The 21917-nt window shown below is 38.9% G+C and carries 20 protein-coding genes and 1 pseudogene; 10 read left to right on the plus strand and 11 right to left on the minus strand.

Features of this window, described 5'->3' with window-relative positions; all coding sequences use genetic code 11:
- Nucleotides 1-2: 2 nt before the first annotated feature.
- From VJ09_RS07590 to VJ09_RS19035, 4 genes are all read right to left on the minus strand, one after another.
- Nucleotides 3-863: an energy-coupling factor transporter ATPase gene (locus VJ09_RS07590; RefSeq protein ID WP_044640939.1), complete on the minus strand. Its 861-nt coding sequence runs from the start codon at nt 861-863 to the stop codon at nt 3-5.
- A 492-nt stretch (nt 864-1355) separates the two neighbouring features.
- Complete coding sequence (locus tag VJ09_RS07595; RefSeq protein ID WP_044640940.1) at nt 1356-1856, minus strand: DinB family protein; 501 nt, start codon at nt 1854-1856, stop codon at nt 1356-1358.
- Nucleotides 1857-1999: 143 nt separating this feature from the next.
- Nucleotides 2000-2266: a YetF domain-containing protein gene (locus VJ09_RS19030; protein WP_325063581.1), complete on the minus strand. Its 267-nt coding sequence runs from the start codon at nt 2264-2266 to the stop codon at nt 2000-2002.
- Nucleotides 2267-2283: 17 nt separating this feature from the next.
- Nucleotides 2284-2742 carry a DUF421 domain-containing protein gene (locus VJ09_RS19035; protein ID WP_325063582.1) on the minus strand — a complete coding sequence of 153 codons (459 nt, stop codon included), beginning with the start codon at nt 2740-2742 and terminating at the stop codon, nt 2284-2286.
- A gap of 297 nt (nt 2743-3039) precedes the next feature.
- On the opposite strand from VJ09_RS19035, the gene VJ09_RS07605 reads away from it, so the two are divergent.
- From VJ09_RS07605 to VJ09_RS07640, 7 genes are all read left to right on the plus strand, one after another.
- Entirely contained in the window at nt 3040-4416 is a 1377-nt protein-coding gene (locus tag VJ09_RS07605) for an aspartate aminotransferase family protein (protein WP_044640941.1), read from the plus strand.
- The gene (locus tag VJ09_RS07610) at nt 4413-5930 is read left to right on the plus strand and encodes a pyridoxal phosphate-dependent decarboxylase family protein (protein ID WP_044640942.1); all 1518 of its coding nucleotides are present in this window, start codon (nt 4413-4415) and stop codon (nt 5928-5930) included. Before VJ09_RS07605 ends, VJ09_RS07610 begins: the two co-directional genes overlap by 4 nt.
- Complete coding sequence (locus VJ09_RS07615; RefSeq protein WP_044640943.1) at nt 5914-7755, plus strand: IucA/IucC family protein; 1842 nt, start codon at nt 5914-5916, stop codon at nt 7753-7755. The genes VJ09_RS07610 and VJ09_RS07615 overlap by 17 nt, the downstream gene beginning before the upstream one ends.
- Entirely contained in the window at nt 7715-8323 is a 609-nt protein-coding gene (locus VJ09_RS07620; protein WP_044640944.1) for a GNAT family N-acetyltransferase, read from the plus strand. Before VJ09_RS07615 ends, VJ09_RS07620 begins: the two co-directional genes overlap by 41 nt.
- The gene (locus VJ09_RS07625) at nt 8286-9641 is read left to right on the plus strand and encodes a lysine N(6)-hydroxylase/L-ornithine N(5)-oxygenase family protein (RefSeq protein WP_052807280.1); all 1356 of its coding nucleotides are present in this window, start codon (nt 8286-8288) and stop codon (nt 9639-9641) included. Before VJ09_RS07620 ends, VJ09_RS07625 begins: the two co-directional genes overlap by 38 nt.
- A 13-nt stretch (nt 9642-9654) precedes the next feature.
- Entirely contained in the window at nt 9655-11481 is a 1827-nt protein-coding gene (locus tag VJ09_RS07630; RefSeq protein ID WP_044640945.1) for an IucA/IucC family protein, read from the plus strand.
- Between the two features lie 412 nt (nt 11482-11893).
- The gene (locus VJ09_RS07640; protein ID WP_044640947.1) at nt 11894-12703 is read left to right on the plus strand and encodes a transporter substrate-binding domain-containing protein; all 810 of its coding nucleotides are present in this window, start codon (nt 11894-11896) and stop codon (nt 12701-12703) included.
- Between the two features lie 200 nt (nt 12704-12903).
- Here the strand turns inward: VJ09_RS07640 and VJ09_RS19150 are convergent.
- The 3 genes and pseudogenes from VJ09_RS19150 to VJ09_RS07650 form a co-directional block, all read right to left on the minus strand.
- Nucleotides 12904-13078, minus strand: a pseudogene (locus VJ09_RS19150) (sporulation protein YhbH); the annotation flags it as partial.
- 336 nt (nt 13079-13414) lie between these two features.
- Nucleotides 13415-13861 carry a bifunctional diaminohydroxyphosphoribosylaminopyrimidine deaminase/5-amino-6-(5-phosphoribosylamino)uracil reductase RibD gene (gene ribD, locus VJ09_RS07645; protein ID WP_052807281.1) on the minus strand — a complete coding sequence of 149 codons (447 nt, stop codon included), beginning with the start codon at nt 13859-13861 and terminating at the stop codon, nt 13415-13417.
- Between the two features lie 13 nt (nt 13862-13874).
- Nucleotides 13875-14597: a GntR family transcriptional regulator gene (locus VJ09_RS07650; protein ID WP_044640948.1), complete on the minus strand. Its 723-nt coding sequence runs from the start codon at nt 14595-14597 to the stop codon at nt 13875-13877.
- A 560-nt stretch (nt 14598-15157) separates the two neighbouring features.
- Between VJ09_RS07650 and VJ09_RS18825 the strand changes: the two genes are divergently transcribed.
- Nucleotides 15158-15349 (plus strand): hypothetical protein, encoded by a 192-nt coding sequence (locus tag VJ09_RS18825; protein WP_052807282.1) that lies wholly within the window; start codon nt 15158-15160, stop codon nt 15347-15349.
- Nucleotides 15350-15869: 520 nt separating this feature from the next.
- Nucleotides 15870-16403, plus strand: coding sequence for a class IV adenylate cyclase (locus tag VJ09_RS07660; protein WP_044640949.1), 534 nt, complete (start codon nt 15870-15872; stop codon nt 16401-16403).
- A gap of 64 nt (nt 16404-16467) precedes the next feature.
- Here VJ09_RS07660 and VJ09_RS17565 read toward each other — a convergent pair whose 3' ends face one another.
- On the minus strand, nt 16468-17106 hold the full coding sequence (locus VJ09_RS17565; protein WP_222704943.1) for a hypothetical protein: 639 nt from the start codon (nt 17104-17106) through the stop codon (nt 16468-16470).
- Between the two features lie 169 nt (nt 17107-17275).
- Here VJ09_RS17565 and VJ09_RS07670 point away from each other — a divergent pair, with 169 nt between their 5' ends.
- On the plus strand, nt 17276-17566 hold the full coding sequence (locus tag VJ09_RS07670; RefSeq protein WP_044640950.1) for a hypothetical protein: 291 nt from the start codon (nt 17276-17278) through the stop codon (nt 17564-17566).
- A 5-nt stretch (nt 17567-17571) separates the two neighbouring features.
- Here VJ09_RS07670 and yhbH read toward each other — a convergent pair whose 3' ends face one another.
- The 3 genes from yhbH to VJ09_RS07685 form a co-directional block, all read right to left on the minus strand.
- On the minus strand, nt 17572-18726 hold the full coding sequence (gene yhbH / locus VJ09_RS07675) for a sporulation protein YhbH (protein ID WP_044640951.1): 1155 nt from the start codon (nt 18724-18726) through the stop codon (nt 17572-17574).
- Between the two features lie 76 nt (nt 18727-18802).
- Nucleotides 18803-20701 carry a PrkA family serine protein kinase gene (locus tag VJ09_RS07680; protein WP_044640952.1) on the minus strand — a complete coding sequence of 633 codons (1899 nt, stop codon included), beginning with the start codon at nt 20699-20701 and terminating at the stop codon, nt 18803-18805.
- Between the two features lie 378 nt (nt 20702-21079).
- The gene (locus tag VJ09_RS07685; RefSeq protein WP_052807284.1) at nt 21080-21820 is read right to left on the minus strand and encodes an HAD family hydrolase; all 741 of its coding nucleotides are present in this window, start codon (nt 21818-21820) and stop codon (nt 21080-21082) included.
- Nucleotides 21821-21917 lie beyond the last annotated feature (97 nt).

Genomic DNA, 21917 nt, shown 5'->3' on the forward strand with positions numbered 1-21917 from the left:
CTTCACACCGTAACTCCCTTTTGACTAGATAGTCTCTTCACTTCGTTAATGATTTCTTCCTTATAAATTAAGTTTGGTTGAAAATCAGCAACTTCGTTATGAATCAGTCTAGCTACCTGACTGATATCAGGAATATCTAGTTGGAGCTGACGAAGAATTTCGTGTTGTGCGAAAATTTCACGTGGAGTTCCTTGCATTGCAATTTTTCCACTATCCATCACAATAACTCGATCAGCTTCTGCTACTTCTGACATCAGATTTGTTACAGTAACAATTGCCATTCCATTTTGATGAAGCTTACGAATTACGTCCAAAATATCTTTTCTCCCACATGTGTCTAGCATACTTGTCGCTTCATCCAATACTAAACAATGAGGAATCATAGCAATAATCCCAGCAATTGCGATCCTTTGCTTTTGCCCACCAGAGAGATGATGAGGAGGTCTATTACGATATTCACCCATCCCTACTGCATCTAAAGCAAAATCAATTCTTTCCTTCATCTCTTCGTAAGGTATTTCAATGTTCTCTAGTCCAAAAGCTACGTCGTCTTCTACCGTTGTTGCTACAATCTGATTATCAGGATGTTGAAATACCATTCCAACCTTTTGTCGAATCTCACGTTCAAATTTAGCTTCTTTAATACTCAAACCATTTACATAGACATCACCTTGATCAGGTTTTAAGATGCCATTTAGATGCTTAGATAAAGTCGATTTCCCTGACCCGTTATGCCCAATAATAGCTATATATTCCCCAGGATTAATAGTAAAAGAAATATTATGGAGAACAGGAGCATCCACTTTACCTTGTTGGGTATAGCTAAATGATATATCATCAACTCTGATTAGTGGCTCTTTCATCCAATTTTCCTTTCTCTTTCCATCATTCGATCATGATAAATACGATATGCTAAAAACAAAAAATTTTAGTTCATATGTCATTTCTAGTATATTCAACCAGAAATCATATCTTCTGGTAGAAACAAAATCGATTCTATTTTACTAGATTTTTTTTAATAATTCAATTAGTGCAGAAAAGACACAATTCAAATGGTCTATTTTTTATAAGGAATATTCCGTTTTTTTATAAGTCCAATTACCATTCAATAAAACTTTCAATAGAATTATTATTTTCGAACAAACAACAAAAAAGAGTTGGTCACAAAATGACCATCTCCTATTTTCCTAAGATTTATCTTATTTTCTATTCTTAGTTTGTTGCATTAATCCAAGTTAAACGTAGGCGCGCCGCCGGTTTTCCCGCTTCCGATCTGCTTCGGCTCCCTATCGCTCATAGTCGCATCTCAAAAGGGGAAAACCTCTGGCTTTGGGCTAATTATGCAACATGCTCTATTATGAATACCAGAAGAACGCGTAATCCATCATAACCGATTTGTATCCCATTTGACGTAGCATCGCTGTAATATTTCCTCTGTGATATGTTCCATGATTCACAACGTGCAAGATAATTTCCGAAAAACTAGTCTCCCTAGCTCTAATATAAGGATTATCAAGAACAAACTTCTGATCCATGTCTTCCTGATTGTTAAAAAATAACTTGTACCGTTCAGACAAATCAAAAAACATTTTTTCTATACTCTCTATATTTTTTGTCTCTATCTGTTCCTTCAACTGATTCCCAAACTCCATTGCTTCTCCCATTTTCTTTCCATTAAGAATGTCTAACCAACAGTACTCCGTGATGTAAATGTGTGACATTGTCTTAGAAATAGATGGGAAAACGCTCTGAATTTCCTGTTTATAAATCTCCAGTGGTAGCTCTTTTAAACGATCCAAGACTTTTTTGTTTGCCCAAACGTTGTAGTCATACAATTCTAAAGCATGATGTGACATTGTTAACTATCCTCCTCTCTGCGGCAACTAAAAGTTTTTTGATATTTCAAAATATATTATACCAAAATGCTAATTAAAACACAGAATGTATTTCCATGAGAAAAAAACATCTAACGTTTTTTGGCGTTAGATGTTTTAGTAATTTAATTTGGTTCCAATTTATTTCCCTCAAATTTGTTTGATTTGATCTCAGAAAATATATTAGAAAATGTGACTTCATCTTTATTGGGTATAGTAGAGAGCGAATTTTCTATTTCATCCAATCTGGATAATACATATTGAATATCTGATTTTGTAGCAGGTTGCTTATCTGACTTTAAGTTATAACCAAGTTGACCACTTACTTCCAAAGTAGCCCACTCCACATCTTCTATACTGACAATACCTACTTGTCTAAGGCGTGCCTCCAATCCATCTATTGTTAATCTTAACTTTTTAGATTTGTTAGATTCACCTGTCCATTCTCGATCACAATCTTCGCTTTACCTGTACTTATTGTTTCGAAGCCATCAAACTTTAACTCTAAGTACTCAAATAAAATCATTAAAAATACCAGAACGAGTGCTGCTAGAAACGTATACCCAAGTCCATATCCTGTAACTGGTTGAATTAATAATGTACCAAGACCGATCATTACAATAACTTGGGGAATTGTCATTTGTGATATTGATTTTCTACCACCCAAACGCAATAACATAGTTCCTACGAGAAATATCAAAGTAGTTTTCCAAATAATACTAAAGATCATATTATCACCTCTCTGAGTGATAATATTTCCAGTTACTAAATGAATACACCTTGTATTAGTCAATTTAAAGAAGAGGGCAAAACCAGGAACTTGTCCTGCATCATATGGATAAAACTTGTACAAATTTAGTAGTGACATTTAAGAATCCTAATCTCGTATTTGTTCTGCTTTTCTCACAGCTATGGTTTGATCTATTTGAGCGTGATAATGCCTATATTCTTTATTTTTTCGAAACCCCTAAAATCTAAATTCATACACGGTTTTCTATCCTTCCTGAAGTACCTATTATTTCTAATTTAATTGATAGTGATTATCAATGTCAATTTATTTTTCGAAAAAATATTTATTTACAAATAATTTAAACTGGGCTATAGTGAGATCGTACTTTTGATGATAATGATTCTCATATTCACTAACTGGTTAGGGGGCATTTATATGAGTTCCATAAGATTTAACAATCAGCATTATCTAGATCGACAATCTTCCCGAGAGTCCAATGCCCGTTCGTATCCAAGACGAATCCCAATCGCTATCCGAAAGGCAATGGGGATTCAAGTAACCGACGTGGAAGGAAAAATATATTATGACTGTTTGGCTGGGGCTGGTACATTGGCACTTGGTCACAACCATCCGGTTGTTCGAGAAGCAATTGAAAAAACACTTCGTTCTGAATACCCTTTACATACGTTAGATCTTACAACACCTATCAAAGATAAATTTGTAGAGGAGCTGTATTCTGTACTTCCCCATTCTTTCGCTCAGAAAGCAAAGATCCAGTTTTGCGGACCTGCTGGGACAGATGCAGTTGAAGCAGCTCTCAAGATCGTTAAAACCGCTACAGGAAAACGCTCCATCCTTTCTTTCCAAGGTGGTTATCATGGAATGACTCATGGAGCATTAAGTCTGATGGGCAATTTAGGTGCAAAAGAAAAGATTCCAGGTCTAATGTCTGATGTCCATTTCTTACCATATCCCTACGAATATCGGTGCCCATTTGGTATAGGAGGAGAAGAAAGCATTAAGATTCACCAGCACTTCATCGAACGGTTTCTCGACGATCCAGAACGTGGAGTTACCCAACCAGCTGGGCTAATCTTAGAAATGGTACAAGGTGAGGGTGGCGCAATTCCTGCTCCAGATCACTGGGCAAACCACATTCGTAATATTACCAAAAAACATAATATACCGATGATTATAGATGAGATCCAGACTGGTTTTGGACGAACCGGGAAGATGTTTGCCTTTGAACATGCTGAGATTGAGCCAGATGTCTTAGTATTATCCAAAGCAATTGGTGGATCTCTGCCTTTAGCGGTTGTCGTATATCAAGAAGAATTGGATCAATGGGGTCCAGGAGCTCATGCAGGTACTTTTCGTGGGAATCAGATGGCCATGGCTGCTGGTTTGGCTACGATTTGTTTCATTCGTGAAAACCAAATTGCAAACCATGCAGCCAAAATGGGTGAGCTTCTACAGAGTAAATTACGATTGATTCAACAGGCAACGAGTTCAATCGGAGAGGTACGTGGAAGAGGACTTATGATTGGGGCGGAAATTATCAACCGACATCTATCTCCTGATCATCTGGGAAGTTATCCAGCACATCCTGAGCTAGCTCGTTTGATCCAGCAAGAGTGTTTCAAACGTGGGCTAATCTTAGAATTAGGTGGTCGTCATGGTAGCGTTGTGCGATTCTTACCACCACTGATTATTACATCCGAACAAATAGAAGAGATTACAAATATTTTTGGAGAAGCAGTTCTAGCGGCTGAGCGACAATCTTCCCCACATCAGGAGGCTAGCATCTTGTGAAGGAACAAAATTGGGATCAATGGTTTCTGAATAATTCGGTTGGCTCTACTATTAATCATAATCTAGCAAGTGAAACAACCCGCGCAGCTATACAAGAGCACTTTGCTAAGCTATCTCAACCATACAGTGGCGCTAGCACTTCTGAAATAGAAACGAAAGTAGCCCAAATAGATATTTGTCCTGATCAAGGAATTCCTTTGACAAAAGCACTATTTGACTTATCTCAAAGTGTACTTCAACACTCGATCGTAGTACACCACCCACGTTCGATTGCGCATCTTCATTGTGCACCACTAATCCCTGCTCTGGCAGCAGAACAATATATCTCAGCTACCAATCAGTCTATGGATTCATGGGATCAGAGCTCAGCAGGGTCATTTGTTGAAAATAGGATGATCGAGTGGCTTTGTCAATTGTATGGCTATTCCAACTACGGGGATGGGGTCTTTACGAGTGGTGGGACACAATCCAACCTCATGGGAATTCATTTAGCTAGGGATCACTTCTCCCAAAAAACATGGAATTGGAATATTCAACAACAGGGTTTACCACCTAAAGCATCTCGATTACGAATCTTGTGCTCAGCAATTGCTCATTTTACTGTGCAACAATCAGCTGCTCTGCTTGGGTTAGGATCACAAGCTGTCATCTCGATCCCTGTTGATAAACAGCAACGGATGTCCATCTCTCATCTAAAAGAAACAATTGATCAGTTGCTAAGTGAAGGATTTGAACCATTTGCGATTGTAGCAACTGCTGGGACAACCGATTTTGGCAGTATTGATCCACTAACTGAAATTGCAGAAGTCGCTCAGAAACACTCCATTTGGCTTCATGTTGATGCAGCATATGGAGGTGCCCTTATTCTTAGTAATCAAGAATCTACGAAATTGGCTGGTATCTCTCAATCAGACTCAATCACAGTCGACTTTCATAAATTGTTTTATCAACCGATTAGCTGCGGAGCTTTTCTCTTGCGAGATCAAGAGAATTTCCGATACATCCGTCTCCATACTGATTATCTCAATCCAGAAGATGACGAGGAACAAGGTGTTCCGAATCTAGTAAATAAATCCTTGCAAACAACTCGTCGCTTTGATGCCTTAAAGTTGCTTGTTAGCTTGCAGACATTAGGGAGAGAACAGTTTGCCAAGATGATTGAGACAACGATTGATTTAACACAAGACATAGCCAAATATTTATCAGATCATTCTGAACTAGAGATTGCCAACACTAATCCGGAGATTAATGCTATCGTTTTCCGATTTAAAGGTTCAAACCTTGAACATTCCGATAAAAAACTTGATGAGATCAACCTACAGATTCGGCAAGCTCTTTTACAGTCCGGTTCAGCTGTGATCGCAAAAACGAAATATAACGGTCATGTTTATCTCAAATTTACATTACTCAATCCACGTACAAAGCGATCTGACATCCACTCTTTACTTGAAGAAATCGTAGAGATTGGAAAGAGATTAGAAAGGAGAACTATCTCACATGAAAAGTTCAAGTAAAAAAATCGCTCAACAGCATAGCATGCAAAACCTCCTAAACTGTTTTCTACGAGAAATACACATTGGGAAAATCATTCATAGGAGTTCTCTTCCAGAGACACTAGCATCCCAAATCGAGGTCGAAACGATCTACCAAATTCCTCTTTCCTCTGTAGGAATGACAATTTTGGCACCAGTCTCCTATCTATCTTACACAGATCGACATCTATATAAGTTCCCGCTCTATTACCAAACTGATTCTACATATGCTGAACTAGACTTTGTATGGTTAGCTTCCTTACTAACAAAAGAGGCTGCTTCTCTTGAAGGAGTAGGACAAATTCCAAGTGATCTTCTTGCTAGAATCATTCAAAGCGAGCAGTTGATGGGGAGTTTCATCGAGTCCCGATTCGTTGATCAGGAATCGCTAATCCAACCTTCATTCACCTTTATTGAGGCGGAACAGTCTCTCCTAGTCGGTCATCTGCTACATCCAACTCCGAAAAGTAGACAAGGATTACATGAATGGGAGCAGATTCGATACGCTCCAGAGGCAAAAGGCTCCTTTTCTTTGCATTATTTTCGGGTCCACCACTCTCTTGTAATAGAGAAAACAAGTCTATCAGAAAGCGCTACCGATTGTATCAAGCAAGAACTTATGAATGATCCAAACATCTCAACAGAGTGGAAGGAAATGTACTGCCAATCCAGTGATGGATTCTCCATCATCCCAATCCATCCTTTACAAGCAGAGTTCTTACTTCAACAAGCATGGGTTCAATCCACCATCGTAAAGGGTATGATTCATAATCTTGGTACAGCTGGAAGAGCCTATCAAGCTACATCATCTCTACGTACGCTTTATCATCCTGAAGCTCGTTTTATGATAAAAGGCTCTGTTCCAATCCAAATTACCAACTCGCTACGAGTTAACAAATATAAAGAACTTGAACGTGGTGTGGAGATCTCCAATCTTGTAGAGAGTCCGATTGGTACAAGCCTACGAAATCGTTATCCTAATTTCCAAATTATTGTAGACCCTGCATTCATTACAGTAAAACACCCGCATGAAGAGGAATCTGGATTTGAGGTATCCCTAAGGACAAATCCGTTTATCGCTGGATACGATCAACAAGTAACCTTAATCGCTGGTTTAGGACAAGATGTATTCCCAGATCAGGGTTCTCGAATCAAGCAAATCATCGAGAATATAGCTCAGCAAGAACAACGGACAATAAAAGAAGTAAGTCTAGATTGGTTCCAACGTTATCTTGCCATCTCTCTTGAACCAATGTTAGATCTGTATCTTCAACATGGAATTGCCCTAGAAGCGCACCAACAAAACAGCCTTGTCCAACTTACTCCTATAGGCTATCCAGCTAAGTTTTTCTATCGAGATAATCAAGGTTACTACTATGCCGAATCCATGTTTGAACAGCTAAAACAATGGATTCCGGATGTAAGTACTATGAGCCAAACCATGTGCTCTGATGTAGTAGCCGATGAACGTTTCCGGTACTATCTCATCTTTAATCACATGTTTGGTCTCATCCATGCATTTGGAAATGCTGGGCTAATCGAAGAAGGAATCCTACTGGCTGAGCTTCGAAATCGTCTTCAAGCATGGCGTATCTATGATCGTCCTACTTCTCAGTTCTTAACAAGTCTACTAGAAGATCCCCAAGTACCATGTAAAGCCAATTTCTTAACGCGTTTATATGAGATGGATGAACTTGTTGGCTCTTTAGAAACTCAATCCGTTTATACCACAATCCCGAATCCTCTTTGGAAAGGAGAAACCTCTATTGATCAGACACCAATTAGCCAATCGAGCCATCACAGATGAGTCGATTCAGCAACAAATCACATTTCGCCCAGTTCAGATAGAGACAGACTTTGGTCTACTCCATCGCTGGCAACATGAACAGCACGTTATTCCTTATTGGAATCTAGATATCTCACTAGAAGCCTATCAGAAACATCTAACTGAATTTCTTCAAGACCCTCATCAAAGCCTTCATATCGGAATGATTGATGGTATACCGATGAGCTACTGGGAAACGTACTGGGTACAAGGAGACATCTTAGAAGGAAGTTATGACTCTCATCCCGCTGATCAGGGTGTTCATCTTCTAATAGGAGAAACGGACTATCTGGGGAAAGGATACGCCCTTCCTCTGTTACGAGCCATTACAAGTCTTTTATTTGAACACCCAGAAACCGAGAAAGTGGTAGCAGAACCAAACATTTTAAATAAAAAAATGATCCATATCTTTGAGAAGTGCGGATATAGGTTTCAAAAGAAAATCGACCTTCCTGATAAAGAAGCAGCTTTACTCTTTTGCTATCGAGAAGAATTTGAAAAGAGGTGGCAAGATGTCCAAGCAATCCATCAACACAAACACAATATATGATGTAATCGGAGTGGGACTTGGGCCTTTTAATCTAGGATTGGCCGCACTACTAGACCCTATCACAGAAGTAAATGCCTTATTTCTAGAACAAAAAGAACAATTTGCTTGGCATCCTGGTCTCCTGCTGGAAAATACAACTTTACAAGTACCATTTTTTGCGGATTTGGTTACAATGGCAAATCCAACGAGTCCTTATTCTTATCTCAACTACTTGAAACATCAAAAAAGACTTTATCATTTCTACTTCTTAGAACGGTTTCACGTACCACGTAAGGAATTCAGTCACTATTGTCACTGGGTTTCTGAACAATTGGAAAGCTGCCGATTTGGAAAGCAGGTAGTTGGAATCGAATTCCATCAGCAGGATGATCCTACACAAAACTATTACGAGATCTGTGTTCGGGACACATCCAGTGAGCAAATGGAGCTTTTACGATGTAAACACCTAGTTCTTGGAGTAGGAACGTCACCTGTGCTAGATAAAAAATTCAGTCTACTTTCGGAACAAGATATTTTTCACTCTTCCCAATTCTTAGAACGATTGGATCGATGTCGAGAAGCTCATAGGATTACTGTTGTTGGTTCGGGACAAAGTGCCGCAGAAGTATTTCTCACCCTTCTTCAAGATCAAACGAATTATGGATATGATCTCAATTGGTATACAAGATCTACTGGATTTTTCCCGATGGAGTATTCCAAATTAGGCTTGGAACACTTCTCACCTGATTACACACGCTACTTCTACTCTCTGCCTCAAGACAAGAGAGATGAACGACGTAGCAAACAAGACCTACTCTATAAAGGAATTAGTGCCACAACCATAGCTGATATCTATGACTTACTCTATGAACGAACGGTCGGCGGACAAGCAATCCCTGCTACTTTACAAGCGATGACTTCCTTGCAATCTATTCAGTCCATGCCAGATGGTACATACGAACTAACTTTGACCCATACCGAACAACAAATAAGCTTTACTCACCAAAGTGATGTAATCATCTTAGCAACAGGATATGCATCCCAGGTAGACCAGCTCCTCCAACCATTCGGGGAGTATATCCAACGTGATGAGAAACAACGTCCTATCATTCAAGAAGACTATCAAATTGCAACACAAGGCTCGCAATATAATCGCATCTATCTGCAAAATGGAGAACTTCATAGCCATGGAATTGGAGCTCCAGACTTAGGTCTAGGTGCATACCGGAATTCGATCATCATTAACTCCTTATGTGACTCAGAAGTATATCCAGTGCAAGAACGCAATGTATTTCAACATTTTGGAACAACCAAAGTTCCTACCCTAGCTCAAATGTAGAGGTGAGAAAACCATGAGTATTGATCAATCTATGCAAAAGATGAAACAAATTCTAACCCCAACTATTTGGGAAGAAGTATCAATCCAACTACTTTGTAAGATGCTTGCTGAAATGATGTACGAAGAAATTATTCATCCTACGGAAATGGCTCATCATCCCGAACGAGATACATATTCCTATGAATTAAAAGTAGCAAATGAGGTCGTTTATATATATGAAGCGAAGAAGCATTTGTTTGATAGTTATAGCATCATCCCTCCTTCTATCAAACGACTTCAGGGAAATACAGTGATTCAAGCGAGTAATCCACTACAATTCCTAATTGATTTGCAGCCGACAATCCCAATGTCAGGTGAAACTGCGGCTCATCTAATTCGTGAATACCAACAAACCCTGATCGCTGATGCGCACATCCTTCACAAAAAACGGAACAATAAAGACCTCAACCTCACCGAATTAGATTACGCAGAGCTAGAAGGTGAGATGGAAGGACATCCCTGGATTACTTATAACAAAGGAAGAGTTGGGTTCAGCTATGAAGATTACCTATCGTATGCACCAGAGCAACAGAAAACGACACAGTTCTTATGGATTGCAGCCTGTAAAGACCACACAGACCTTCGCACCGTCGAACAAGTCAATTTAGAGAAGTTAATTGAAGAAGAAATAGGCACAGAGCTTGCCGAGAAATGGAGAAAGCAACTCGTTCAAGAAGGACTTTCACCAGCAGAATATATTTTTATGCCCGTACATGAATGGCAATGGGATCAATACCTTATTCAAATGTTTGCAGAGCAAATCGCAAACCAAGTTATCGTTCCTCTTGGCCGTGGAGAAGATCAGTATCTCCCACAACAATCTATACGTACCTTTGTCAATATATCAAGAAAACAACGATATCATGTAAAATTACCAATGAGTATCTTAAATACGCTAGTCTATCGTGGACTTCCTAGTGAACGAACAGTCTTAGCACCACAAATTACTAGCTATATTCAAAACATCTATCACCAAGATTCCTTTTTACGTGATGAGCATCGAGTTATTCTACCTGGTGAAAATGCGAGTATCAACATAAGTCACCCATACTTTGAGAGAATTGCGGGCTCCCCTTATCAATATCTAGAACTGCTTGGATGTATATGGCGTGAAAGTATCTACAACCTAATTGAGGAAGACGAACAACCAATTACATTAGCATCCCTACTCTATATAGACGGCAATGGAAAACCATTTGTTCAATCGTTAATTGATAAATCTGGTTTGTCTGTAGAAGAATGGTTTAAACAATTATTCGCTGTACTCCTTCCTCCACTTCTACATTACTTGTATCAATATGGAGTTGTCTTCTCTCCACATGGTCAGAACACGATCTTAGTACTGAAAAACCATCGTCCACATCGCTTAGCTATCAAAGACTTTGTCGATGATGTCAATGTCAGCAAATATACTCTACCAGAACTAGCAAACCTCTCTGATGAACTTCGTAATGTACTACGAAGCGAAGAGCCAGAAGGACTTTGTCAGTTTATCTTTACAGGACTCTTCGTCTGTCACTTTCGTTATCTTGGACAATTAGTAGAGGCACATATTGGCTGGAGCGAGCAATCATTCTGGCAAGAAGTCCGAAGTGTCATCAAGAACTATCAAAAACGTTTCCCTGAACTCCAAGAACGGTTTGAGATCTTTAATCTACTAAGACCTCAGTTCACCAAACTATGTCTTAACCGAAATCGTATGCTTGATTATGGATATAATGATGATTCAGATCGTCCGCATGCGTCAGAATTTGGTAAAGTAAACAATCCATTAGCATTAATTTCCATAAATCAAGAATAAAAGAAAATAACGGAGTTATTTAATTTACAAAAAACGTGTGCAGATTTATCTCCATGTACCACGTCAGACTGTAGACAAATCTAAATAAAGATAGTTCTACAGTCTTTTTTGTCAAATTCCATGGAACAGATAGAATTTACTAAAGTTATCGAAACACAAAATAAGTTTTTGCTACATAACTTTCATCTCTTTGTATTCGGTTTCGTGAAACTTTTCTATCGATTTTCTTATCCAGTCCTGTTCTATAGAAAGAGTCATATTCGATTCAATTTCCTCGGTGGTTTCTTCCACCAATTGCAACATCATTTCTCCGTGACCCTGAATAAAAGTCTCGATGTCCACATTTTTACTTGACTCCATGAGTTTTTTGTATAATATTATTTTAAAAAATAAGAAAGGGGATAGTGAAATCATGAGTAAGCGGTTTTTAATTGTGAGTTTAATACTCTTAGCATTCGGAATTGGAACACTATTCCCGCAAGTTAGCAAAACAGTGGTAGCCGAAAAGTCGGCCCATTCCCGGTTGGATAATATTTTAAAGAAAAAGAAAATCCGTATTGGAACTACCGGAGATTATAAGCCATTTACCTATTGGAACTCCGAAACCAAACAGTTTGAAGGATATGATATTGATGCTGCTAAGATGCTGGCAAAGAATTTGGGAGTAGAGGTGGAATTTGTCCGAACATCGTGGCCGACATTGATGCAGGATCTTCAAGCGGATAAATTTGATATTGCTGTGGGGGGAATCTCAAGAAATCTGGAACGGCAAAAGACGGCTCATCTAACGGCACCTTATATACGTGATGGGAAATCGCCTCTAATCCGGATCGAAGATAAAGAACGATTTAAAAGCCTAGCGGATATTGATCAGCCATCGGTCAGAATTGGTGTGAACCCTGGAGGTACCAATGAGAAGTTTGTACAGGAGAATATTAAACAAGCTCAGGTAACCGTTGTTGAAAATAATCTGGATATCCCCAATATGGTTGCAGAAGGAAAGTTTGATGTCATGATTACAGACAGTGTAGAAGCCAGATTCTATGCGAAACAAGATACACGATTGTATGCCGCACTGGTGGATCAACCCTTTACAACCCATGAAAAGGGATATCTAATTCACCGAGGCGATCTAGATTTTCAAAACTGGATCAATCTCTGGATGGAAGAAATGAAGTTGCAAGGAAAATTTAAAGAACTGGAACAGAAATGGCTTGAATAAAATACCTCCCGGATGAACGAAGCATATGAAAGGGTAAAGTAAAAAGAAACTTGGCCAGATAATTAAGGCTGCTGGATCTCTCCAGTAGCCATTTTTTTATATTCAAATCAAGTCCAAACAAAAAAATACTGTTGAGAAAGCGATTTTCCTTCGTCAGAAAAACTGGATCTAATTGAACCGTACCCTTATTTTTAATTTTGTTATTTTACTTCTCGCTTATGGAAGAAATGCTTGAGTGAGTCATACACTTGCGATTTCTCCCGAATGATAGTGCAAAAAATGTGGGTCTTTGATATGACGGAAGGCAGTCATGAGAGTACTGTGGCGATTATATTGGTATAATTGTTCATGATATAACCCAACTCCAAACATATTGAATTTACTGGTTTCAACCTCTCCCCGTCCCTATCACTAGGGGCTGTTTTCATAGAATAAGAGAGTCGGACAAGCGGGGAGAGGGGGAGACTTACAGAGAAAAAGGGGATGGTCGAATTAAGAAAGAAATGATTTTAGTCGTCCAAGAGTCCTCCACTTCTGAAAAAAATTCTAACCGATACGAAGGAACTCCAATAACTATTTGGAATGAAAAGAAGGAAGAACAAGAGGAAATTTCTTTACCCAACTATAGACTACAAAATCAAATCTATTAAAAATAAACTCCCAGCGATTCAAATTTGTGAATACAGGGGTTTATTTTTAGGTAAATCGTTATTACTTCTTAATCTCTTTTGCAACTCTTTCAAGAAAATCTTTCAAATCCGCACGAATCAAATCTTCACAGAATCCAATACTCACTTCAACGCCATGCTCTCGCAGATGGTCGATTCCTTTCCCGTTGACTTCATAATAAGGATCTACTATACCAACAACAACACGAGAGACTCCTGCATCAGTAAGTGCTACACAGCAAGGGCCTGTTCTACCCCAGTGAGCACACGGTTCCAAGGTACAGTATACCGTTGCCCCTTTTGCTTTCTCATCAGCAGCAGCCAAAGCATTAACTTCCGCATGAGGTCCTCCAAGATGAGATGTGTGACCTCTCCCAACGATTTCTCCATCTTTCACAATAATTGCTCCTACAGGAGGATTCGTTCCAGTTTTCCCTTGAGCCTTCCTCCCTTCCATAACCGCTTCCATCATGAAATCTAAATCACTCATCTTTTTTAGCCTCCTAAAAGTCAAATTGATATGCAAACTCATATAGATCCGCACGATAGACTAATGGGCAGATTTCTACCAATTGTTTATTGGCATCAAACGTTTTTCGAATGATACGTACCACAGGGGTATTTGAATTCTTTGGAAGACGCAATTCTTTTCGTTCGTCACTTGTAGCAAAATCGCAAGTTACAATTTCTTCACAGGAAGTAGGCTTAAATCCTAAATATTCCAAGGATCCATAGAGTGACCCTCCTGCTTGTTTCATCAATTTGTGGAGCTTCCTAATCGGAATATGATTTGGAATATAAGCTTTCGATACTGCAACTAATTCTTGATTGAGAAATTGCTCTGTATGATAAAACAAAACTGGTGAAGAGAGCTCTTGTTGTAAAGATTCAGGTATCTCTTCCTTCTTCTGGAGGATTTGTAGAGCTAAGATATTCTTACTCGAAACATTCCCAAACTCAGAACTAAACCCACCTTTTCGGTAATAACGAGCACGTGTCGGTGCTTTTCGGACAATTCGTGGAGCTTTCTTACCTTGAGATAAAACCAGTCCATCATTTATGAGTGCATTGATTGCCGATTGAATGGTAGTCGAATGGACATCATACTTTCGCATAAACTCTGCATTTGTAGGAAACTCAGAACCAGGTTGGAACACACCAGTAATAATTTGGTCTCGGAGTTCTAAATAAATCTGTTCCCATCTTGTTTTTGGTTTCTCGTCCATTTTTCCTATACTCCTTTGTTGAAGTTACGACTACTCTTTAATCTAAACTAATGAGATCAAATTCATTATATTATACTTTCAGAAAATATTGTATGTTCGGTATTGCACTTTCTATAATCTAAACTTATAATCGTAAATGAAGGTAAATTTAAAATAGTCAAAATACATAACAAAACTTTATTTCCTAGTAAATATCTATACTTCCCCTATGAACAAGAATATTGAACACCAAAAATCGGACTTATTAATCTAGATTATTCTCAACCTTCTTTTCGCTTCCCAACATCTAAGACAGAATCACGTACACCTAGACACTTCGCTCCAGTACGTTGTTCTGTCTTATTTTTTATATATAATGTTTGAATTTTCTGCATTAATCACAAGGAACAGGAGAATTTAAATCATTCGGAGAAAAGGAGGAATGTTTTATCAATAACTCAACTATAGGAGCTCCTACAGCTGTTAAAAGAGTTGTAGATAAGACTGTTAGTCTCAGAGTAAAAATTATTGATGCTTGTGGTATGACTTGTACCTTTTGCCACAATGAAGGTACTCCAGTTGTGGCTGATAATTTTAATCGGAGTGTTGCTGATTGGAACGACGGTGGTAAGTCAGGGAGAAGATCCATCTACTCTGGTTCAAATGGGGTTCGGTTTCTACCAAAGATGATTCAACCAACAGAACAATTTATTGATGCAGTTTCATTACTAAGAGATGTTCTAGAAGATCCAAGCATTAAAGAAATCCATTAAAACCACGTTAAACAGTGGAATTAAAGCAAGCGCAAACATTGTAGTCCCTGATTACTCACATGCACCACGCATAAAAAGACTCCTGAAAGAGTATTCCCCTGATCTGTCAGTACGTCTACTAAATAGCTTGGATGATGGCCAGCCTTCCATCGACGGGATATATCTGATACTAGAAGATCTAAATGCCAAGCCGGAAACACAATTCTTTACTGCTGGTGTGTCTGGTTCTCGTACCTCCTTTCGTCTACCTACTGGAAGGTTAGTATATTTCAAGCAGATCCGCCCTGTACGGCTACCTAAGACCTGTGCTTCATGTCAGTTTAATAACGATAAGGATTGCTAGGAAGGGTATTATGGAATGAGGTTATATCAAGATTTCCGTGGTACTTTTCAAGTGGGTGTATGCATTCAAAGAATGGATTTGTGTTTGCCTCTTGAAGAATTTGTTAAGAGCGATTTACCAAAAGAGATTATCTCTCTTCGAGATAACGAGAATACGAGATTAACAGGAGGTTTATAAATGGACATTGAATTCGAAGCGAAAGTGATCGAAGTGAATAAGCATGAAATCGAAAAGAAAATCAAGGAGCTTGGTGGAAAAAAGATAAACGATACAACGCTAATGCGGCGTTATGTATACGACATTACTCCAGGAGATAAAAGTAAGTGGATTAGGCTGCGGGACACTGGAAAAGAAACTACATTGACCGTAAAAGAAATCAAACACGACGGAATCGATGGAACTCATGAAGTAGAAACAGTAGTTAGCGATTTTGAAGCAACAAACGAATTGTTAGGTAAGTTAGGCTATTCCCCTAAAGGTTACCAGGAGAACAAGAGAACAAGTTTCGTTCTGGAAGGAGCACGTCTCGAAATTGATGAATGGCCAATGATTCCTCCCTATCTAGAGATAGAGGCAGATTCACGCGAAGAAGTAGTGAGAGTTGCAGAAAAATTGGGTTATAGTGAAGATCAACTTACAGGCGAAAATACTATCAAGACTTATGCACGCTATAGTATTAACTTGAATGAAATTAAGGAACTCCGGTTTTAAAATACATCTTGTTCATCTAGTTGCATGTCTTCTAAGGGATCTTCCAAATAAAAATTTGGACCTTCTAGAGCAAAACATGTTGCCTTCTTAATTTTTTTACAATATGTTGAACAAGTTTCCTGTTTCTAGTTCTTTTTAAGTAAAGATCCTCAAGATCATTAACACTAAAATATGATGTAAATATGGTTGGCAAGTTCTCTTGTTCTCTAAACATTAAAATTCTATTTACCACACTTTCTAAGTGCCACTCAGCTATATGTTCTCCACCAAAATCATCTAAAACTCTAATCCTTGGCATACATACATTTAATTTATTTTCGGTCTCCTCTGAATTTGACTCTATAATCTCTCTTACGAGTGCAGGATAATGAACCATTAGTGTATCTATTCCTAACAACTCTTGATGATTACATGTTGCACTAGCAAGGTGCGACTTCCCAACACCAGATGAACCGAAAAGATAAAATCCGTTAATTGGCCAAGAGTAAAAGTTATCAAAACGAGCACAAAAATCTCCTATAAAATTTAGAATTTCTCGCCGATTTTCATTATGTACAAGATATTGGAATCCGGCATTGACCATCTCTGTATTAATCCCGTAACTCTCAAAATTTCTTTTTTTCCTATCTTCTTTCTTTTGTCTAATGGAATACTCACATTCTTCAGTAGTAACGGAGAGACAGTATCCGCTACATGCAAACAAGCTGTAAAGGTATCCAAAAAGGGGCAGTTCTCTCATTGGTGGAAGAGAAGGTTTTAGAAGGGCTAGAGCAGATCGTTAGTGCTTTTGAAGCTAACGAAAAGAAAAAGAACGCAAGGCTATAGTTGATCAAAAGAACAATCTTCATGACCTATTGGAAAAAGGTATTTACATGATTGATGTCTTCATGAAGCGGCAAAAAATTGTTTCAGACAAAATCCATGAAGTAGAAGAACAAATTAATACCTTAACAATGGAGATACACCAAATGCAACAAAGAAAGAAAACAGAAAATCAATTTATTCCTATAATCAAAAGCATGCTGTTAGAATATCGTGAAACAGATGATATAGAAAAGAAAAATCGCCTCCTCAAGTCAGTGCTCGAGAAAGCGACTTTCCTTCGACAGAAAGACTGGATCAAAATGGATCAATTTATAATTGAACTGTACCCTCTCTTCTAATTTTGTTACTTCCCTTCACGCTTATGAAAAAAATACTTGAGTGAGTCATACACTTGCGATTTCTCCCTAATGATATAGTGCAAAAAGTGTGGGTCTTTGATATGACGGAAGGCGGTCATGAGAGTACTGTGGCGATTATATTGATTCACTTCCCCATACCCAAAAAGATTAGAACGGTTAATTAGTTCTTTAACTAGGTGAACACAGCGTTCGTTATCAGAGGTGAGGTTGTCTCCGTCGGAAAAGTGGAATGGATAAATATTAAAACGGCTAGGTGGATAGCGTTCATCGATGACCTCAAGAGCTTTTCGGTAAGCAGAGGAACAGATCGTTCCACCGCTTTCTCCTTTGTTGAAAAAAATATCTTCATTCACTTCTTTGGCTTCGGTATGATGAGCGATGAAAACAATCTCTACTTGTTCGTATTTGGTCCGGAGAAAACGAACCATCCAAAAAAAGAAGCTACGAGCGATATATTTTTCAAATACCCCCATGGATCCAGAAGTATCCATCATGGCAATGACTACCGCATTGGAGTGTGGTACGATCTTTTCTTCCCACGTTTTAAATCGTAGATCGTCCAATGTAATTCGTGCTTTCCCTTTTTCTCCAGCCAATGCGTTTCGCTTGATCGCTTGCAAAAGCGTTCGTCGCTTGTCGATATTTCCCATCAAACCTTTTTTCCGAATATCTTGGAAGCGAATATCTTCTACTGTCTGATCACTTTGTTCTTTTTCCACAAGAAAAGGCAACTCTAATTCTTGGAATAGCATAGTTTCTAGCTCTTCTAGTGTTACTTCCGCCTCTAAATAATCTTCTCCAGCTTGATCTCCAGCACCACTGCCTTTGCCTGGTCCTTTTTTCCCTTTAGCAGGATCACTTGCCAAAACATCTCCTACTTTGCTATCTCCTTGACCCTGCCCCAATTGTTTGCCTTTTTGGTGATTATAACGAAAGCGATACTCCTCTAATGAGCGAATTGGAATTTTGACCACTTGCTTCCCATCAGACATCACTACACTTTCTTCACTTACGAGATCTGCTAGGTTCTCTCTAATCGCTTCTTTTACTTTTTCTTGATGACGAATCTGATCTTCAAACCCTTTGCGATGTAAGGACCAATCTTCTTCGGAAACGATAAACAGGAAGTCCTCTTTCACATCTTGCACCCCCGTTTCCAGATAAAGAGAAGAGCAGATCGCAAAGTTGGACCTGCTCTGTTATTCCATAGGTTGATCATCGGTTTAATAGACTTCCAACATACCGCAACAAACCATTGGCACTTGATGGCGTATAACCATAATCTTCTACTAGTCTGGCGATCACATCATTCATCTTTTGAAGTTGAGTCTTATCAGGTGATTTGATCGAGGTAGTGATCTTCACCACGTCTTTTAGATCAGCAAACAACTTCTTTTGGATTGCTTCTCTTAGCCGTTCATGGCTGTTATAGTCAAATCGTTTTCCTTTCCGTGCATAAGCGGAGATACGAATCAAGATCTCTTCTCGGAAAGCCTTTTTAGCATTTTCTGAAATGCCAATCTGCTCTTCAATAGAGCGCATTAACTTCTCATCGGGTTGCATCTCATCACCAGTCAACGGATCGCGGATTTTGCCCCAATTACAGTACGCCTCTACATTATCTAGGTAATTGTCCATTAGATTTTTTGCTGATTCTTCATACGAGTAGACGAATGCTTTTTGCACCTCTTTTTTGGCGATCTCATCATACTCCTGACGAGCTATCGAAATAAATTGCAGGTACCGATCTCTTTGTTCGGCAGTGATAGATGGATGTTGATCAAGTCCGTCTTTGAGTGAGCGAAGAATGTCAAGCGCATTGACATAATCTGCATCTGTTCGAATCAATGCACTAGAGATTCGATTTATTACATAGCGAGGGTCGATACCTGACATCCCCTCATCTAGAAATTCTGATTGCAGCTCTTCTACATCAATCTCTTTGAGACCTTCCACTTGTTTGCCATCATAAATTTTGAGCTTTTTGAGTAAGTCGACACCTTGCTTTTTAGATTCTTTGAGACGAGTTAGGATCGAGAAAATTGCGGCTGTGCGCAAGGAGTGAGGAGCGATGTGTACGTTGCCTAGATCGCTTTGAGAGATTAATTTATCGTAGATTTTTTCTTCTTCGGTCACTTTGAGGTTATATGGAATCGGCATTACGATGATCCGAGAGTGGAGTGCTTCATTTTTTTTATTGGCGATAAACGATTTGTACTCTGCTTCGTTCGTATGAGCTACGATTAATTCGTCGGCAGAGATCAGAGCAAAACGTCCCGCTTTGAAATTTCCTTCTTGGGTGAGTGATAGCAAATTCCAGAGAAACTTCTCATCACATTTTAGCATCTCTTGGAATTCCATCAGACCTCGATTCGCTTTGTTTAACTCACCATCAAAACGATATGCCCGCGGATCTGATTCGGAACCGTATTCTGTAATCGTTGCAAAATCAATGCTTCCCGTTAAATCTGCAATATCTTGTGATTTAGGATCGGATGGACTAAATGTACCAATCCCTACACGCTCATCTTCCGATAGCAAAACTCGTTCTACCATGACATCTTCAAATCGCCCATGGTATTCTTCTTCCAATCGAAAACGACAAGACGGACAAAGATTGCCTTCTATTTTAATTCCAAACTCTTGCTCGAACTCTTTTCGAAGTGCTTGCGGAACCATATTAAGTGGTTCTTCATGCATTGGGCAACCTTTTATGGCATAGAGCGCACCTTCATCAGTACGAGAGAATTTTTCTAACCCTTTTTTGAGCAAAGATACAATGGTAGATTTCCCACCACTAACTGGTCCCATCAACAGAAGAACCCGTTTTCGTACATCTAGTCGACGTGCAGCTGAATGAAAATACTCCTCCACCAAACGCTCAATGGCTCGATCAAGACCGTAGATCTCCCCATCAAAGAAATGATAGAGTTTGTTTCCTTGTCCATCTATTTCAATTCCGGCTTGAGCAATCATCTGATAAACTCGTGAATGGGCAGTCTGCGAAACATTCGGATTCTTTTTCACTAGTTGTAAATACTCTGCAAATGTACCTTCCCAATGGAACTGCTTTTCTCTTTCTCGATAGTCTGAAAGTCGTTTTAAGAAATCCATGGAAGCCTCCTCCCCCTCTGAACGGTTATCCTCCACAGAAACCATCTCTCCACTTTTTTGACATTAACATGGTAGCGAAAGAAAGTACCAAAGCATAAAAAAGTTTGTGAGTACAAGGTATGCAACGGACAGGTATTTGGTTGCGGCAAGTAATGCATTAATAGGGAAAATAGGTATTTATCTCAGAGGAAAATTACTAGATTGTAAGTAGGAGATAGCACCAGTGAAAGCTTGATAACGTGAGGAATGGTATTTGAAGAGTAGTATGAAAACAGCCAAGAACTTGGCTAACTTAGTTTTAGAGGTTATGAATATTATACAATAATAGAACAGGAAAAACAATTTCAAAAAGGAAGAAAAAAACAAATCTCCTCCTATTTAGGAAGAGATTTGGGCTGATCTTGCGAACAATCCTACACGATTTTGTATCTGATCCAGAAGCTGCTCCATCGTGCCTTCTTGGTCTACTTGATATTGTGGTTTTCCACGATCTATACGACATTCTTTTAAGTAGTAGGTTTTCATCCCTGTAGTGGATGATACCATATCCTCTTGCATATCATTTCCGACCATCAGGCACTCTTCTGGTTCGATTCCCAATTTAGTGGCTATTTCTCTATAATACGATGGATTTGGTTTACAGAAATGGGTCTCTTCATAAACCGTAACAAACGAAATTGGAAGATTTGATACTCCAGCCCAGCGCATTCTTTCCATGATCGCTACTTTTGGAAAAACTGGGTTCGTTGCGACTACTACCTGATAACCTTGATCGAGAGCAGCTTGGACTACTTTTTTGGCGATCTCTCCTGGCTGAGTATGTTCCATTAGCTTAGGGAAAGTTTTTTCATAAAAATCGTCAAAGATCGGCCAGACCTCCTCTTTTCTTACCCCAACACGTTTGCAAAAAGAGTCAACAAACACCTCTTCATTGGTACGTTCTGCTTCCTGATTACGGATCATATCCTCTGTTGCTGCCATTAGATGAGTGGTAAACTCTTTTGGTTCCATCAAATGCGCAAGTGATGGTGCAAGTTTTTGAATATAGGCACCCACGAATTGGTGCGTATCCATTGGTAATAATGTACCATCGAGATCAAAAAGTACCGCTTTTATCATGATGATTCCTCCAGTTGCCAAATAATGAATATATTGATAGAAGTAATTTCAAAACGGAGCAAATAGCAAGTTGGATCTTATTTTCGTATTGTAGCAA

Origin of the sequence: Risungbinella massiliensis (assembly GCF_000942395.1) — a bacterium.
In the GTDB taxonomy this organism is placed as follows: domain Bacteria; phylum Bacillota; class Bacilli; order Thermoactinomycetales; family Thermoactinomycetaceae; genus Risungbinella; species Risungbinella massiliensis.

Excerpts from the sequence above, each read along its gene's own strand:
- VJ09_RS07680 (WP_044640952.1), bottom strand. The coding sequence starts at position 20,701 with ATGGATTTCTTAAAACGACTTTCAGACTATCGAGAAAGAGAAAAGCAG.
- VJ09_RS07630 (WP_044640945.1), top strand. The coding sequence starts at position 9,655 with ATGAGTATTGATCAATCTATGCAAAAGATGAAACAAATTCTAACCCCA.
- VJ09_RS07640 (WP_044640947.1), top strand. The coding sequence starts at position 11,894 with ATGAGTAAGCGGTTTTTAATTGTGAGTTTAATACTCTTAGCATTCGGA.
- VJ09_RS07650 (WP_044640948.1), bottom strand. The coding sequence starts at position 14,597 with ATGGACGAGAAACCAAAAACAAGATGGGAACAGATTTATTTAGAACTC.
- VJ09_RS07595 (WP_044640940.1), bottom strand. The coding sequence starts at position 1,856 with ATGTCACATCATGCTTTAGAATTGTATGACTACAACGTTTGGGCAAAC.
- VJ09_RS07590 (WP_044640939.1), bottom strand. The coding sequence starts at position 863 with ATGAAAGAGCCACTAATCAGAGTTGATGATATATCATTTAGCTATACC.
- ribD (WP_052807281.1), bottom strand. The coding sequence starts at position 13,861 with ATGAGTGATTTAGATTTCATGATGGAAGCGGTTATGGAAGGGAGGAAG.
- VJ09_RS07685 (WP_052807284.1), bottom strand. The coding sequence starts at position 21,820 with ATGATAAAAGCGGTACTTTTTGATCTCGATGGTACATTATTACCAATG.
- VJ09_RS07625 (WP_052807280.1), top strand. The coding sequence starts at position 8,286 with ATGTCCAAGCAATCCATCAACACAAACACAATATATGATGTAATCGGA.
- VJ09_RS07615 (WP_044640943.1), top strand. The coding sequence starts at position 5,914 with ATGAAAAGTTCAAGTAAAAAAATCGCTCAACAGCATAGCATGCAAAAC.
- VJ09_RS07670 (WP_044640950.1), top strand. The coding sequence starts at position 17,276 with ATGATTGATGTCTTCATGAAGCGGCAAAAAATTGTTTCAGACAAAATC.
- VJ09_RS07605 (WP_044640941.1), top strand. The coding sequence starts at position 3,040 with ATGAGTTCCATAAGATTTAACAATCAGCATTATCTAGATCGACAATCT.
- VJ09_RS19035 (WP_325063582.1), bottom strand. The coding sequence starts at position 2,742 with ATGTCACTACTAAATTTGTACAAGTTTTATCCATATGATGCAGGACAA.
- VJ09_RS07660 (WP_044640949.1), top strand. The coding sequence starts at position 15,870 with ATGGACATTGAATTCGAAGCGAAAGTGATCGAAGTGAATAAGCATGAA.